This window comes from Aeromonas veronii bv. veronii (genome assembly GCF_000820225.1).
GTDB classification, from domain to species: Bacteria; Pseudomonadota; Gammaproteobacteria; order Enterobacterales; family Aeromonadaceae; genus Aeromonas; species Aeromonas veronii.
This window is the reverse complement of the sequence record NZ_CDDK01000005.1, coordinates 35,432-50,299: the sequence shown is the minus strand read 5'-3', so window position 1 is coordinate 50,299 and position 14,868 is coordinate 35,432. Positions and strand designations below refer to the sequence as shown.

11 protein-coding genes are annotated in these 14,868 nt (G+C 60.8%); 8 read left to right on the top strand and 3 right to left on the bottom strand.

Annotated features, from left to right (window positions below; translation table 11 throughout):
• The first annotated feature begins 346 nt into the window (after window positions 1-346).
• The 7 genes from rpoH (at window position 347) to hutH (ending at window position 8,347) form a co-directional block, all read left to right on the top strand.
• On the top strand, window positions 347-1,201 hold the full coding sequence (gene rpoH / locus BN1139_RS02305; RefSeq protein ID WP_005339997.1) for an RNA polymerase sigma factor RpoH: 855 nt from the start codon (window positions 347-349) through the stop codon (window positions 1,199-1,201).
• A 125-nt stretch (window positions 1,202-1,326) separates the two neighbouring features.
• A complete protein-coding gene (gene can / locus BN1139_RS02300; protein WP_005339998.1) occupies window positions 1,327-1,986 on the top strand; it encodes a carbonate dehydratase in 660 nt (219 codons plus the stop codon).
• Between the two features lie 11 nt (window positions 1,987-1,997).
• A complete protein-coding gene (gene hutC, locus BN1139_RS02295) occupies window positions 1,998-2,702 on the top strand; it encodes a histidine utilization repressor (RefSeq protein ID WP_041202733.1) in 705 nt (234 codons plus the stop codon).
• A 154-nt stretch (window positions 2,703-2,856) separates the two neighbouring features.
• A complete protein-coding gene (gene hutI, locus BN1139_RS02290; protein WP_005348574.1) occupies window positions 2,857-4,092 on the top strand; it encodes an imidazolonepropionase in 1,236 nt (411 codons plus the stop codon).
• Complete coding sequence (gene hutG / locus BN1139_RS02285) at window positions 4,085-5,047, top strand: formimidoylglutamase (RefSeq protein WP_005348583.1); 963 nt, start codon at window positions 4,085-4,087, stop codon at window positions 5,045-5,047. The genes hutI and hutG overlap by 8 nt, the downstream gene beginning before the upstream one ends.
• 53 nt (window positions 5,048-5,100) lie before the next feature.
• Window positions 5,101-6,810, top strand: a complete 1,710-nt coding sequence (gene hutU, locus BN1139_RS02280) for a urocanate hydratase (RefSeq protein ID WP_005348590.1) — start codon at window positions 5,101-5,103, stop codon at window positions 6,808-6,810.
• Between the two features lie 4 nt (window positions 6,811-6,814).
• Window positions 6,815-8,347, top strand: a complete 1,533-nt coding sequence (gene hutH, locus BN1139_RS02275; RefSeq protein WP_005348593.1) for a histidine ammonia-lyase — start codon at window positions 6,815-6,817, stop codon at window positions 8,345-8,347.
• A 145-nt stretch (window positions 8,348-8,492) separates the two neighbouring features.
• Here the strand turns inward: hutH and BN1139_RS02270 are convergent, their stop codons facing one another.
• Both BN1139_RS02270 and BN1139_RS02265 read right to left on the bottom strand, forming a co-directional pair.
• Window positions 8,493-9,590 (bottom strand): calcium:cation antiporter, encoded by a 1,098-nt coding sequence (locus BN1139_RS02270; RefSeq protein ID WP_005348596.1) that lies wholly within the window; start codon window positions 9,588-9,590, stop codon window positions 8,493-8,495.
• A 310-nt stretch (window positions 9,591-9,900) separates the two neighbouring features.
• A complete protein-coding gene (locus BN1139_RS02265) occupies window positions 9,901-11,427 on the bottom strand; it encodes an EAL domain-containing protein (protein WP_005348598.1) in 1,527 nt (508 codons plus the stop codon).
• Between the two features lie 504 nt (window positions 11,428-11,931).
• On the opposite strand from BN1139_RS02265, the gene BN1139_RS02260 reads away from it, so the two are divergent.
• A complete protein-coding gene (locus BN1139_RS02260) occupies window positions 11,932-13,860 on the top strand; it encodes an EAL domain-containing protein (protein ID WP_041202655.1) in 1,929 nt (642 codons plus the stop codon).
• Between the two features lie 76 nt (window positions 13,861-13,936).
• Here the strand turns inward: BN1139_RS02260 and BN1139_RS02255 are convergent, their stop codons facing one another.
• A complete protein-coding gene (locus BN1139_RS02255; protein ID WP_005348602.1) occupies window positions 13,937-14,860 on the bottom strand; it encodes a 1-aminocyclopropane-1-carboxylate deaminase/D-cysteine desulfhydrase in 924 nt (307 codons plus the stop codon).
• Window positions 14,861-14,868 lie beyond the last annotated feature (8 nt).

Below are 14,868 nucleotides of genomic sequence, written 5' to 3'. Positions count from 1 at the left end.
GATCTTCCGGATCTTCGCTAGATCCAGTGAACCTTCTGATTTATAAGCAGTCTATTAAAGCTGAAGCATTTATACGGGTGTGGCCCCTCTGCCTTGCTCGTCAGACTTGGCAAGCATGTGAAGGTTGCGAGCTCCGCAACAATGGACTTAGCATGCTACTTTTCGGGGGTCCTTCATTGTGACCCCCTTTTTTTGACTGTTCATTCATGATTCATCCTGCAGGCTTAAGATAAGCCGGTCTAAAACTGGGCATGTTCTTTGATACACGCCGCAGAATGGCATCCGGTCAGTAGACAGACCCTCTCAGGGTGTTAGACTGATTCGATTGAAAAGTAAGAGGTAACAGATGGGAACTTCATTGCAGCGCACTATGGCTCTGATTCCGCAAGGTAGTCTGGAAGGCTATATCCAGGCAGTAAACTCTATTCCTGTGCTGAGCGCAGAGGAAGAGCGTGAACTGGCTGAGCGTTTGCAGCAGGATGGCGATCTCGAGGCTGCTCGTCAGCTGGTTATGTCGCATCTGCGCTTTGTCGTTCATGTCGCCAAGAGTTATGCCGGTTACGGTCTGCCTCAGGCCGATCTGGTTCAGGAAGGCAACATCGGCCTGATGAAGGCGGTCAAGCGCTTCGACCCGACGGTCGGCGTGCGTCTGGTCTCCTTTGCCGTGCACTGGATCAAGGCCGAAATCCACGAATATGTCCTGCGCAACTGGCGCATGGTCAAGGTGGCGACCACCAAGGCCCAGCGCAAGCTCTTCTTCAACCTGCGCAAATCCAAAAAGCGTCTGGGCTGGCTGAACCACGAAGAGGTTCAGGCCGTGGCGGCCGATCTCGGCGTTTCTGCCGCTGATGTGACCGAAATGGAAGCTCGGATGGCCAACTACGATCAGGCGTTCGATCTGGTGGGTGATGATGAGGAAGAGGGCGGTTTCGCTCCGGTTCACTATCTGGAGGACAAATCCTCCGATCTGGCCGCGACCATCGAGAATGACAACTGGGACGATCACGCGACCCGTCGCCTGAGCTCGGCCCTCGCCACCCTGGATGAGCGCAGCCAGCACATCATCCGCGCCCGCTGGCTCGATGATGACAGCAAGACCACTCTGCAGGAGCTGGCCGATACCTACGGCGTCTCTGCCGAGCGTGTGCGTCAGCTTGAGAAGAACGCACTCAAGAAGCTGAAAGATGCCATGGAAGCCTGATGCTTCCTCTCATAAAAACAGGGCCTGATGGCCCTGTTTTTGTTTCGCAGGGATCTGGTCGGCCTTGCTTTGGTTACCCTTGAGTGTGTTATGTTGCCGCCACTGCCACATTAGGGAGAGCAGAAGTGAAACTGTTGAACGACCTGTTTACCAACAACCGTGAGTGGGCCGAACGGATCAAAGCCGAAGATCCCGCTTTCTTTGCCACTCTTTCTGCCCAGCAGGCCCCCGAATACCTCTGGATCGGTTGTTCCGACAGCCGGGTCCCCGCCAACCAGCTGATGGGGTTGCTGCCGGGGGATGTCTTCGTCCACCGCAACGTCGCCAATCTGGTGGTACATACCGATTTCAACTGCCTCTCCGTGCTGCAATACGCGGTAGAAGTCCTCAAGGTGAAGCACATCATTGTCTGCGGTCACTACGGTTGCGGCGGCGTCAAAGCCGCGATGCAGAACCAGGAGCTGGGTCTCATCGACAACTGGCTGCGCAACATCAAGGATGTCTACTTCAAATATGGTGAAGAGCTCGAGGCCATCGAGGATGAGCACGAGCGCTTCGACTATCTGTGCGAGCTGAATGTGGCCGAGCAGGTTGCCAACGTCTGCCACACCACCATCATCCAGAACGCCTGGCGCAAGGGGCAGGAGCTGGCCGTCCACGGCTGGATCTACGGGATCAAGGATGGCTTGCTGCATGATCTCGATCTCTGCATCAGCGGCCCGGATCAGATCCCCGATGTCTATCGCGCCTGGCCGGACATGCGTCCGCCCCACCGTCGGCGCTAGGGAGCTTCATGGTGGCGCCAGCCCTCTATCTGCAGATCAAACAGCATATTCTGGACGGGATCCGCGAACGCCACTATCAGGCGGGGGACAGGATCCCGACCGAAGCGGCCCTGTGCGAGCAGTTTACCGTGAGCCGGATGACGGTCAACCGGGCGCTGCGGGAGCTGGTGGCGGAAGGTTGGCTGGTGCGTACCGCCGGTTCCGGCAGCTTCGTGGCGGACCGGCGCACCGAGTCGCCGTTGCTGGCTATTCGCAATATTGCCGACGAGATCGCCGAGCGTGGCGGTGAGTACAGCGCCCGGGTGATCCGGCTACAGCGACTGGCCGCTGACGAGAAGGTGGCGGTACAACTGGGGCTGCGGGTGGGCGCCCCCATCTTTCACAGCCTGATCGTCCATCAGGCCGATGGCGAGCCGTTGCAGTTGGAGGAGCGCTTCGTTGATGCCGGGCGCTTGCCGGGCTATGGCGAGCAGGATTTCACCCTGCAAACTCCCAACCGCTATCTGATGGATGTCTGCCCCCTCTCCGAGATGGAGCACGTGGTGGAAGCCGTGTTGCCCAGCGCCGGTGAGGCGGGATTGTTGCAGATCCGCGTAGATTCCCCCTGCCTGTTGTTGCATCGGCGTACCTGGTCGGAGGGGCATCTCGTCTCCTACGCCCGTTTGCTCTCCCCCGGTTCCCGCTACAAGCTCAGCTCCAAGACTCAGCTGGAGTAAATGTCTATACAACTCGATTTTGCAAAGCCCACCTCCTGGTGGGCTTTTTTGTGCTTAAACTCTAAGTTTGATGCTGTTATCAGGATGTGAATTTCGCTCTTCCTTTCGTCATAGAGATCGACTATAAGAATATGTATATACATTTGAGGTCGCTATGAACAAGGAACTGTTGAACTGCGAGCGGGTCTGGCTCAACGTGACGCCCGCTACCCTGAATGATGAGCTGGCCGACTACAGCCTGCTGCCGCTCCACGCCATCGGCGTGCAGGATGGCAAGATCCACGCGCTGGTGCCGATGGCCGAGCTTAAGGGACTCCATCCTGCTCACTGGCAGGATATGCAGGGCAAGCTGGTCACCCCCGGCCTTATCGATTGTCACACCCATCTGGTCTTCGCCGGTAGCCGTGCCGAGGAGTTCGAGCTGCGCCAGCAGGGAGTGCCCTATGCCGAGATCGCCCGTCGGGGCGGTGGCATCATCAGCACGGTGCGTGCCACCCGTGCCGCCAGCGAAGAGCAACTGTTCGAGCTGGCGTTGCCGAGGGTGACATCCCTGATCCGCGAAGGGGTCACCACGGTGGAGATCAAGTCCGGCTACGGCCTGACGCTGGATGACGAACTCAAGATGCTGCGGGTGGCCCGCCGACTGGGAGAGGCGTTGCCGATCCGGGTCAAAACCACTCTGCTGGCGGCCCATGCGGTGCCGCCGGAGTATCGCGACGATCCCGACAGCTGGGTCGAGACCATCTGCCAAGAGATCATTCCGGCCGTAGCCGAGGCGGGCTTGGCCGATGCGGTGGATGTCTTCTGCGAGCATATCGGCTTCTCGCTGGCCCAGACCGAGCAGGTCTATCTGGCGGCGGATCAGTACGGCCTACCGGTGAAGGGGCATATGGATCAGCTCTCCAATCTCGGTGGCAGCACGCTGGCCGCCAACTTCGGCGCCCTCTCGGTGGATCATCTGGAGTATCTGGATCCGCAGGGGATCCTGGCGCTGGCCCACCGTGGCGTGGTCGCCACCCTGCTGCCCACCGCCTTCTACTTCCTCAAAGAGACCAAGCTGCCGCCAGTTGCCGCCCTGCGCAAGGCGGGGGTGGCGATGGCGGTCTCCTCCGATATCAACCCGGGTACGGCCCCCATCGTCTCGCTACGGATGGCGATGAACATGGCCTGCACCCTGTTTGGCCTGACCCCGTTGGAGGCCATGGTCGGGGTGACCCGCCACGCCGCCAAAGCGCTCGGCGAGCAGGATCGCCTTGGCCAGCTCAGGGTGGGGATGGCGGCCGATTTCCTGATCTGGCACTGCGCCCATCCGGCCGAGCTGAGCTACATGGTTGGCGTCGATCAGCTGGCAGGTCGCATCTTCAACGGCGAGGAGACCCTTCATGGATAAGTTCAACCCGGTCGATATGTCGCTCTGGCAAGGGCGGCAGGATCCGGAAGATGGCGAACTGGCCCTGCGCTGGCATGACAAAGTTCTGCCTTGGCAAGAGGTGCAGCCCTGGGCCGCCGGGGCACAAGAGGCTGCCGGTGTGGTACTGCTCGGTTTTGCCTGCGATGAAGGGGTACGCCGCAACAAGGGGCGTGTCGGTGCCGCCGGTGCGCCGCAAGCGGTGCGCAAGCTGCTGGCCAACACCGCCTGGCATCTGAGTCGCCCCGTCTACGATGGTGGGGATGTGAGCTGTACCGATGGCAATCTCGACGCCGCCCACGGCCATCTGGCCGAGCGGGTCGCCGCTGCGCTCGATTTGGGCCACTTCCCGCTAGTGCTGGGGGGCGGTCACGAGGTGGCTTTTGGCAGTTGGAGCGGCCTTAACCGTCATCTGGGTGGCAGTGGCAAGGTCGGCATTATCAACCTCGATGCTCACTTTGACCTGCGCATGAAGCAGGAGCAGGCCAGCTCCGGCACCCCCTTCTTCCAGATCGCCGAGCAGTGCGCCGCTCAGGGCACACCGTTTCGCTACGCCTGCCTCGGGGTGGCCGAGACCGCCAATACCCAGGCGCTGTTTGAACGGGCCGACGAGTTGGGGGTCTGGTATGTGAAAGATGAAGCCATGAGCGAGCGTGCTCTGCCCACCTTGCTAAGCGGGCTGGATGCCTTTATCGCCCACTGCGATCACCTCTATCTGACCATCGATCTCGATGTGCTGCCGGCGGCCGTGATGCCGGGAGTGAGCGCCCCCGCCGCCCGTGGCGTGGAGCTGGCGGTGATCGAACCGCTCATTGCCCATATCCGGGCCAGCGGCAAGCTCAGGCTCGCCGATCTGGCCGAGTACAACCCGACGCTGGATCAGGATAACCGCAGCGCCCGCGTGGCCGCGCGGCTGGTTCATCTGTTGACCCGTTAACCCTTTGGCCGCATATCGCCGAAGGCACCCTATTGATACAACAAGGAGTGTGTATGTCTGTGCAACAGCAGGATCCCCGTCATGATCCGAACCGCGTGATCCGTGCCCCGCGCGGCACTGAATTGACCGCCAAGAGCTGGCTCACCGAGGCGCCGCTGCGGATGCTGATGAACAACCTGGACCCCGAGGTGGCCGAGCATCCCCAGTCGCTGGTGGTGTATGGCGGCATCGGTCGCGCTGCCCGCAACTGGGCCTGCTTCGACAAGATCGTCGAGGTGCTGACCCGGCTCGAGGAGGATCAGACCCTGCTGGTGCAATCCGGCAAGCCGGTCGGGGTGTTCCAGACCCACAAGGATGCGCCGCGGGTGCTGATCGCCAACTCCAATCTGGTGCCGCACTGGGCCAACTGGGAGCACTTCAACGAGCTCGATAAGAAGGGCTTGATGATGTACGGCCAGATGACTGCGGGTTCCTGGATCTACATCGGCACTCAGGGGATCGTGCAGGGCACCTACGAGACCTTCTTCGCGGTGGCCAATCAGCACTTCAACGGCTCGCCTGCGGGCCGCTGGATCCTCACCGGTGGTCTCGGCGGTATGGGCGGCGCCCAGCCGCTGGCCGCCACCATGGCCGGCTTCTCGATGATCGCCGTCGAGTGTGACGAGACCCGCATCGATTTTCGTCTGCGCACCCGTTATGTGGACAAGAAGGCTCACAGTCTGGATGAGGCGCTGGCCATGATCGAAGAGGCCAAACAGAGCGGCACCGCCATCTCCGTCGGTCTGCTCGGCAACGCCGCCGACGTCTTCGCCGAGCTGGTGGCCCGTGGTATCACCCCTGACGTGGTGACCGACCAGACCTCCGCCCACGACCCGGTGCACGGCTACCTGCCGCAGGGTTGGAGCGTGGCCAAGTGGCGCGAGCTGCAGCAGAGTGCCCCGCAGGAGGTGAATCTGGCTGCTCGTCGCTCCATGGCCCGTCAGGTGGAGGCGATGCTGACCCTGCAAGAGCGCGGCGCGGCGACTCTGGATTACGGCAACAACATCCGTCAGATGGCGCTGGAAGAGGGGGTTGTGAACGCGTTCGACTTCCCCGGCTTCGTCCCCGCCTATATCCGCCCGCTGTTCTGCGAGGGGATAGGTCCGTTCCGCTGGGTGGCCCTCTCCGGCGATCCGGAAGATATCTACAAGACCGATCAGAAGGTGAAAGAGCTGATCCCGGATGATCCTCACCTGCACAACTGGCTCGACATGGCCCGCGAGCGCATCGCGTTTCAGGGGCTGCCGGCGCGGATCTGCTGGGTCGGGGTCAAGGATCGGGTACGCCTTGGTCTGGCCTTCAACGAGATGGTGAAAAACGGTGAACTGAAAGCCCCTATCGTCATCGGCCGTGACCATCTGGATTCCGGCTCGGTGGCGAGCCCGAACCGCGAGACCGAATCCATGATGGATGGCTCCGATGCCGTCTCCGACTGGCCGCTGCTCAACGCCCTGCTCAACACCGCCGGTGGCGCGACCTGGGTCTCCCTGCACCACGGCGGCGGGGTCGGTATGGGCTTCTCCCAGCACTCCGGCGTGGTGATCGTCTGCGACGGCTCCGATGACGCGGCCCGCCGCGTCGGTCGGGTGCTGCGCAACGATCCGGCCACCGGGGTGATGCGCCACGCGGATGCCGGCTACGAGATTGCCATCAACTGTGCCCATGAGGCGAAACTGGATCTGCCGATGATTGACGGCGCCAACGGTGTCAAAGGAAAGGTGTAACACCATGTTTGAATTGACTATTACTCCGGGCGAGCTGGATCTTGCCACCCTGCGCCGCGTCAGCCGCGAGCCGGTACATGTTTCACTGGATCCGGCCGCGCTGCCGGGGATCCACGCCTCAGCTGCTGTGGTTACCAAGGTGATCGAGCAGAACCGGGTGGTGTATGGCATCAACACCGGCTTTGGCCTGTTGGCCAACACCCGCATTCCGGTGGAGCAGCTGGACGAGCTTCAGCGCTCCATCGTGCTTTCCCACGCGGCAGGGATTGGCGAGTACATGGATGACGCTACCGTGCGGCTGATGATGGTGCTCAAGCTCAACTCGCTGGCGCGCGGCTTCTCCGGCATCCGGCTGACGGTGCTGGAGGCCTTGATGACCCTCATCAACGCTGAAGTCTATCCGGTGGTACCGAAGAAGGGATCCGTCGGTGCCTCCGGCGATCTGGCGCCGCTGGCCCATATGAGCTGCTTGCTGATCGGTGAAGGCAAGGCTCGCCACAAGGGCGAGCTGATCGACGCCGCTACTGCGCTGAAAATTGCAGGCCTCGAACCCATCGCACTGGCACCCAAAGAAGGATTGGCGCTGCTCAACGGCACCCAGGCGAGCACCGCCTTTGCGCTGGAAGGGTTGTTCCATGCCGAGGATCTCTACGCCGGTGCCATCACCATAGGCGCCATGAGTGTGGAGGCCGCCCTTGGCAGTCGTCGGCCGTTCGATGCCCGCATCCACGCGGTGCGCGGTCAGCGTGGCCAGATCGACGCGGCTGCCTGCTATCGCCACCTGCTGGTAGATGGCAGCGAGATCGGCATGTCCCATCACAACTGCGAGAAGGTGCAGGATCCCTACTCATTGCGCTGCCAGCCGCAGGTGATGGGGGCTTGTCTGGCCCAGATCCGCCACGCCGCCGAGGTGCTGGTGTGCGAGGCCAACGCGGTCTCCGACAACCCGCTGGTGTTTGCCGATGACGAGGAGATCCTCTCAGGTGGCAACTTCCATGCCGAGCCGGTGGCCTTCGCTGCCGACAATCTGGCGCTGGCCATCGCCGAGATAGGTTCCCTCTCCGAGCGGCGGATGGCGCTGTTGATCGATTCCCGCATGTCGGGCCTGCCCGCCTTCCTGGTCAACAACGGCGGTGTCAACTCGGGCTTTATGATCGCCCAGGTCACCTCGGCGGCGCTGGCCTCCGAGAACAAGAGCCTGGCTCATCCGGCCTCGGTAGACAGCCTGCCCACTTCCGCCAACCAGGAAGATCACGTATCCATGGCCACCTTCGCCGGTCGTCGGCTGGCAGACATGGCGGAGAACACCCGCGGCATTCTGGCGGTGGAGCTGCTGGCGGCGGCACAGGGGCTGGATTTCCGCGCGCCGCTGCGCAGTAGCGAGCTGATCGAGCTGGCCAAGGGACGTCTGCGGGCAGAGGTGAGCTTCTACGACAAGGACAGGTACTTCGCGCCGGATATCGAAGCCGCCGCCGCGCTGCTGGGCCGCGCCAGCTACAACGACCTGATCCCGGCCGGGGTGCTGCCCAGCCTGTAAGCCTTGATCACCCTTCTCCCCTGGCGGGAGAAGGGTTGGGGATGAGGGGGAAGCAGCTTCACAGGCGCCGGTGAGAGCCGGGAGCAGATAACAAAAGACCGCCCAATCGGGCGGTCTTTGCGTGTCTGACGTTGGTTGAACGCGGTTATTCGTGTTCGAACATCAGGAACAGATAGACCACGAACAACACCAGATGGGTCGCACCATGGAGCACATTGGTGCGGCCGCTGCTGAAGGTTACTTTACAGACCATCAGGGTCGTGACCAGCAGCACCATATCGGCGGGGGAAAGGCCGAGGCGCACCTCCTGATCCAGCATGGAGCCGATAAAGAGCACGGCAGGCACGGTGAGGGCGATGGTGGCCAACACAGAGCCGAAGTAGAGGTTCATTGCCCGCTGAAGCTGGTTGTTGAAGGCGGCCTTGATGGCGCCGACTGCTTCGGGGGCCAGCACGATGCAGGCCACGATAAATCCGCCCAGTGCGGCGGGTGCTTCCATCACATGCACCCCGTAGTTGATGGGGATGGCCAGGGTCTTGGCCAGCAGGATCACCACCAGCAGGTAGGCGAGCAGCAGGATGGTGTGATAGACGTTGCTCTGCAGCGGGCCGTGGTGCTCCTCATAATCCTCGTGATCGCTGTCGACGAAGAAGTGGCTGTGGCTGCGGGTCTGGATCAGCAGAAAGACCCCGTAGAGCAGGATCGAGATGATGATCAACATCCACGACATGGCGCGCGACATACTGCCGATTGCACCGCCCTCGGTGAAGTTGGGCAGCACCAGACAGAGCAGGGCCAGCGGGATGATGGCCACCAGATAGGATTTCACTCCGTCCAGATTGAAGCTCTGGGTGTGGTAGCGCCAGCCGCCAAACAGCAGGGTGAAGCCCACCAGACCGGTACTCACCAGCATCACTACCGCAAACATGGTATCGCGGGCCATGGTGGGGTTGGGCTCGCCGGTCAGCATCACCGAGGAGATCATCACCACCTCTAGCGAGATGACCGAGAGGGTGAGGATCAGGGTGCCGAAGGGCTCGCCCAGCTTGATGGCGAGGGCATCGGAGTGGCGCACGACCGAGAAGATGGCCCAGGTGACGATGGCCAGTAGTGCCGCCGAAACCGGAAGATAGATCCCGAGCGGAGTTGTCTCTGTCAGCAGGTCACTGCCCAGGGTCTTGAAAAAGAGCAGGGTCAGCAGGCCAACGGGCAGGGCAATCTCTTGCCGGATAACTGTCTTCATAGGCAATGGTTCTCTATTGGGGGTCTGGACGACCGGATGACGTAAACAGGCTGCACGGTTATCGGTTGCGCAATAACCGGCTCCTTATGATAAAGGTTGTTATCCCCGTCAGGGCAGATCATTTTGTTGCTGAATGTAAATAAGGGGTGGCAGGAGGTGGTTCGATTTCACCATGGAGCCGGGCCCAGGTCTGCAGGGGGATTTACCCGCCTGATGGCCGGGCTGGGTTACGGCGCTACCGCCAGCATCAACCTGATGATGTCGAGCCGCTGGCCAAACCGTTTCACGGCCAAATCCTGCCATCTCTGCGTTAGCTGGCCTTCTGGTGTTGCAGCTGCCACTCCCGTTGCCAGTGGGTCAGAATCTTCAGCGGCATGGGTTTGCCGAAGAAGTAGCCCTGGATCAGATAGACGCCGTGCTGGCTCAGATAGTCGACCTGCAGCTGGCTCTCGACTCCTTCGGCGATCATCTCCATACCCGATTCCCGACCGAAGATGATGATGGCATCCAGTACGCTGCGCTTGAGGTCGTTGGTGCCTATGGTATCGACGAACATCTTGTCGATCTTGATCTGGCGGATCCCCAGGCTCTGCAGGTAGGCAAAGCCGCCGTAGCCGGTACCGAAATCATCCAGCTTGAAGTGATACCCCATCTGTTGCAGCAGGGTGATCTCCTCGGTGGCCGCTTTGATGTCGAGGATCGGCTTGCGCTCCGTCAGCTCGAAGGTGAGCCGGGTGGGTGAGGGGTTTTGGCTGTGAGCGAGCAAGGAGCGCAGCAGGGGTTGCTCGATATGGGCCGCCACCAGATTGACGCTGACCCACTGCTCCGGTGCCAGCTGCGGCAGGTCGGTGATCACCTGCTCCAGCAACTGTTCGGTCATCGGCAGGATCAGTCCCTGCTCCTCTGCATATTCGATAAAGGTGCCCGAGGGGATCAGCTCGTTTCCCCGCTGCCAGCGCAGCAGCGCCTCGAATCCCACCACTTGGTGGGTACGGGCATCCACTATCGGCTGGTAGAGGGGAATAAATTCTTTGCGTATCAATCCTGTTTGCAGCAGTCCCTTGAGGGAGCGCCGATAGCTGCGCAGCAACCAGTATGTGACGCTTAACAGGGCGCCGAGCGCGATACCGAACCAGAGACCGTAGTGATTGAGTTGGTCATAGGCATATTGCTCCAGCGCTTTTCCTGCCCAGACCGTCTGTTTGGTGAGCTCATTGGGATCGAAGAAACTCAGGCTGATATTGCTCTCTTCCTGTTTGATCTCCTTGTCGCCACGGGGAAAGTGGATTGTGCTTGCATCGTTATCCTGTCGGCTGAACTCCAGATAGAAGCAGTGGCTACAAGGGTGTTGCAGCAGGTCGTGGCTCCAGCTGTTATCCAGCACCCAGTAGGCGAGGTTGCCGCCGGTTCGGTAATAGGCCACTAGCTCCTGCTCAGTATTGTATTTAGCTACGGTGGCAGCGACCCCCAGTTTGCCGAACTTCTGCCCGCTGTCTTGGAGCTCCTTGATCAGCGGGATCCCCACCCCCAGGCTGGAGCAGCTGTTGCCGGAGGCGAGTTCTAACCCCTGCAGGCGGATATGAGTGCTGTAGAAGCGCGGATCGCGCAGCAGCGCCATGTCTTTGGCACCACAGTTGAACTCAAATCGTGCCAGCTGGTTGTTGATGGAGGCATCCAGCTCCCGGTGGCGTTCTGCCATGGCCCCCCTGAGCTCGGCAACCTTCTCTTTCAGCAGATGAAAGGTCATCGGCTTGGCAAACCACAGGCCGAGAAACTGGCTGCCCACGACAGGCAGGACGAACAGCAACAGAGCGATCCAGACGGGTGATTTACGCAAAGGAAGTACCTGCCAGTTTCATGAGACACAAATGGACTTTGCCATCATAGAGCATTAGTGCAATCAATTTGAGTCCGACTTGTCACACTTGTTGATTGATTTTTTAACTGCATGATTTTAAATGTGTTTATTATTAACTTTGGCTAGCTTCAATCGCTGACCTGTCATAAATGACAATTGCTCAGCTTATCCGAACTGCATTAGAGTAGCCCTGCGGTTTGACTCACCGTGTGTTCAATACTCCTGTATCTGTTTTTTGTCAGTAGCACAGAGTGTTAGTTTTGATATGAGTGTTCCTTTTGGTCCCCTTTGAGGGACCATTTTTCTGTCTGTCATCCCGCCCTTTCCCGCGTCTGTAGCCCGTCATCCTTGGTATTCTCCCTCTGCTTTGGGTTATGCTTGCCCGCTTAAATTGCAGAAGCGGGATCCCCGTCCATAGTGATGGTGACTCCGCCGCTGCTACCATGAGGCGACATGGATGATGCCGGGCATACGGAAAGGCGCATGAAACTCACTACACAGCTTGTCTCATTTATCACCCTTTGCGTGATCGCAGCCATGGCGACCGTGCTGATTGGCGGGGTGTTCAGCTTTCGCGAGCTGGGCATGGAGTTGCAGCAAAAGAAGGTCGATGCGCTGGTCGAAGTGCTCGACAAGCAGCTCGATGTTGCTCACGACATGGAAGATATGAGTCACTGGCTGCCCACCCTGCTGCGGGCTGCCCATGTGGTAGAGCTGGAGGTGCGCCAGAATAACCAGCGGGTCTACTGGTTCCGCGATGTGCGCAATCCGGTCGACGAACAGCTGCTGCAACCATACAGCCACCCGCTGCCCCATCAGGCCGGCATGCAGGCCAACTTCAAACTGGAGCGCCCCTTCAAGGAGGCGGAATACTCCATCAAGGCAATGTCCGGCATCTCGCTGGGGATCTTTATCGTGGTGTTCGGTCTCTGGTACTCCATCCGCTGGCTGCGCCAGCAGTTGCGCGGGGCCGAGCTGCTGGGCATTCGTGCCCAGCTGATCCTCGATGACAAGCTCTCCAAACTGAGCCATGACCCCGCCGAAGAGTGGCCGGTGGCCGCCAGTCAGGCCCTCGATCATCTGCTCGCCGAGCTGGCTGATGCCCGCAAGGAGCGCAGCCGCTTCGACAACTTCATTCGCAGCAACGCTTTCGTCGACAAGATGACCGGCATTGGCAACCGGCTGTTTTTCGACAACCGGCTGGAGAGCGCCATCATGGAGGCGAGCGTGATGAGCGGCGGCGTGCTGCTGATCGATCTCGCCTGTCTGGAGGAGCTGGAGGCCGATCAGTTCGAGTTGTTGGGGCACGATTTGATGATGGAGGCGAGCGCCACCATAGGTGCCTTCGTGCGCAAACACAACGGTGCCCTGCAGGCCCGCTATGCCGGTCAGGTTTTTGCGGTGTTGCTGCCCAATATGTCCGAGAGCGAGATGGTGGATAGCGCCAACCAGCTGCTCAAGAGCCTGCAACGGCTGCACTGGCCGCAGGAGGTCAACCCCGAGACAGCGGTTTATCTCGGCGCCGTCTGTTATCAGGCAGAAGACAGCCTGCTCAAGGTGCAGGAGGAGGCGGAGCTGGCCCTCAAGAGTGCCCGGCTGCAAGGCCACAACGGTTGGTTCCTCTACGAGAAGCAGCTGGATGAGGAGCAGAGCAGCAAGGGGACGGTACGCTGGCGCACCCTGATCAGCCGCCGTCTCGAAGAGCACGGCATCGAATTTTATACCCAGCCGATCCAGCAGGATCGGGGGCAGGTGGTGTTGCAGCAGGAGCTGCTCACCTATCTGCACGACGAGCAGGGACGGGCTTTGCAGGCGGGGATCTTCATGCCGATGGCGGAGAAGGTGGGCTTGTTGCTGCAACTGGATCGGTTGGTGGCGGAGCAGACCCTCGCCCTGCTGCGCCAGCGCTCCGAGCAGAGCTGCCCCATCAGTCTGACCCTCAGTGCCCAGAGCCTGCTCAACCGCGAGTTCCAGCGCTGGCTCTTCTTCGCCCTGTTCCAGCTGCCGCGCAGCACCAACGAGCGGCTGATCCTGCAACTCTCGGAATCTCAGGTGACCCGCCACTTCGAGGCGCTCAAGCGGCCGCTGCGCTCCCTGCGGATGCTGGGCTGCCAGCTGGCCATCGATCATGCCGGTCAGGATGTGGTGAGCACCCAGTACATCAAGGAGTTCGAGATCAACTTCCTCAAGCTGCACCCCAGCCTGGTACGGGAAATCCATGCCCGTCAGGTCAACCAGATGGCGGTACGTAGTCTGGTCGGTGGCTGCGCCAATACCCGCACCCGGGTGCTGGCAGTGGGGGTGGAGAGTGGCGACGAGTGGAAGATGCTGCGCCACCTCGGGGTGCATGCCGGGCAGGGACCCTGGTTTGCCGAGCCCCAGCGGCTGGTGCTGGAACCGGCTGGTGATTGAGATAAACAACAGAGGGTCGCCTTGGGGCGACCCTCTGTTGTTTGCGGTGCTGTTTGCGGTTGCCGTCAGGCGGGGTTCACAGTCGGCCCTGCTCCCGCAGCCCGACGAGCCCTTGCATACCGCCGGTGTGGATGAAGACGATTTTGCTGCCGGTGGCGATGCGGCCCGCCGCCAGTTCGCGAAACAGCCCCCACATCGCCTTGCCGCTGTAGATAGGCTCAAGGGGCAGATCGGTCGTGGCACTGAAATCTTGCACCCACTGCCAGAGGGCCGGGCTGAATTTGGCGTAGCCACCATCGTGGTGATCGAGCGCGATGCGCCAGCCGGGGATATTGGCAGCCGCGGGATGGAGGCGACACACCTCGTCAGCGATAAAGCCGCCTCCTTTCAGTACCGCAATGGCGAGGATCTGCTCCCGATCCCGTTTGCCAGCGATCAGGCCCGCCAGAGTGCCGCCGCTGGCGCAGGGCAGTACCCAGAGATCTGGCGAGAAGGGCACTTCGCCGACCAGTTCCGCCACCCCGGGGATGGCCAGCGGGCTGCTACCCCCTTCCGGCACGATCAGGGTATCGGGTGCATCGAATTGGGCCAGCCAGTCGGGATCCTGCCGTCGCCGGTAACTCTGGCGGTCGACGAAAACGAGATCCATGCCCCAGCGCCGGGCATCCCGCAGGGTAGAGTTACTGACGGCGTCATATTCGCCCCGTATGATACCGGTAGTACGAAGAGCAGATTGGGACCCCGCTGCCGCCAGCGCGTGGATATGATTGGAGTAGGCGCCGCCAAACGAGAGCAGATGCCGTTTGCCGTGCTCTTTGGCATGCAGCAGGTGGTACTTGAGCTTGCGCCACTTGTTGCCGGAGATGGCCGGATGGATCAGATCATCACGCTTGCACCACAGCTCGACACCATAGCGGGTCAGCAACGGATGGTGGAGGCGTTGCAGGGGGGAAGGGAGGATGGCTTGACCCTCTGACTCGGCGGAAAGGTTGGCTTGCAATGGTGAGT

What these genes read in the sequence shown, in the direction of transcription:
- rpoH (WP_005339997.1), top strand. Translation starts at nt 347, where the DNA reads ATGGGAACTTCATTGCAGCGCACTATGGCTCTGATTCCGCAAGGTAGT.
- hutI (WP_005348574.1), top strand. Translation starts at nt 2,857, where the DNA reads ATGAACAAGGAACTGTTGAACTGCGAGCGGGTCTGGCTCAACGTGACG.
- hutG (WP_005348583.1), top strand. Translation starts at nt 4,085, where the DNA reads ATGGATAAGTTCAACCCGGTCGATATGTCGCTCTGGCAAGGGCGGCAG.
- hutU (WP_005348590.1), top strand. Translation starts at nt 5,101, where the DNA reads ATGTCTGTGCAACAGCAGGATCCCCGTCATGATCCGAACCGCGTGATC.
- hutH (WP_005348593.1), top strand. Translation starts at nt 6,815, where the DNA reads ATGTTTGAATTGACTATTACTCCGGGCGAGCTGGATCTTGCCACCCTG.
- BN1139_RS02270 (WP_005348596.1), bottom strand. Translation starts at nt 9,590, where the DNA reads ATGAAGACAGTTATCCGGCAAGAGATTGCCCTGCCCGTTGGCCTGCTG.
- BN1139_RS02260 (WP_041202655.1), top strand. Translation starts at nt 11,932, where the DNA reads ATGAAACTCACTACACAGCTTGTCTCATTTATCACCCTTTGCGTGATC.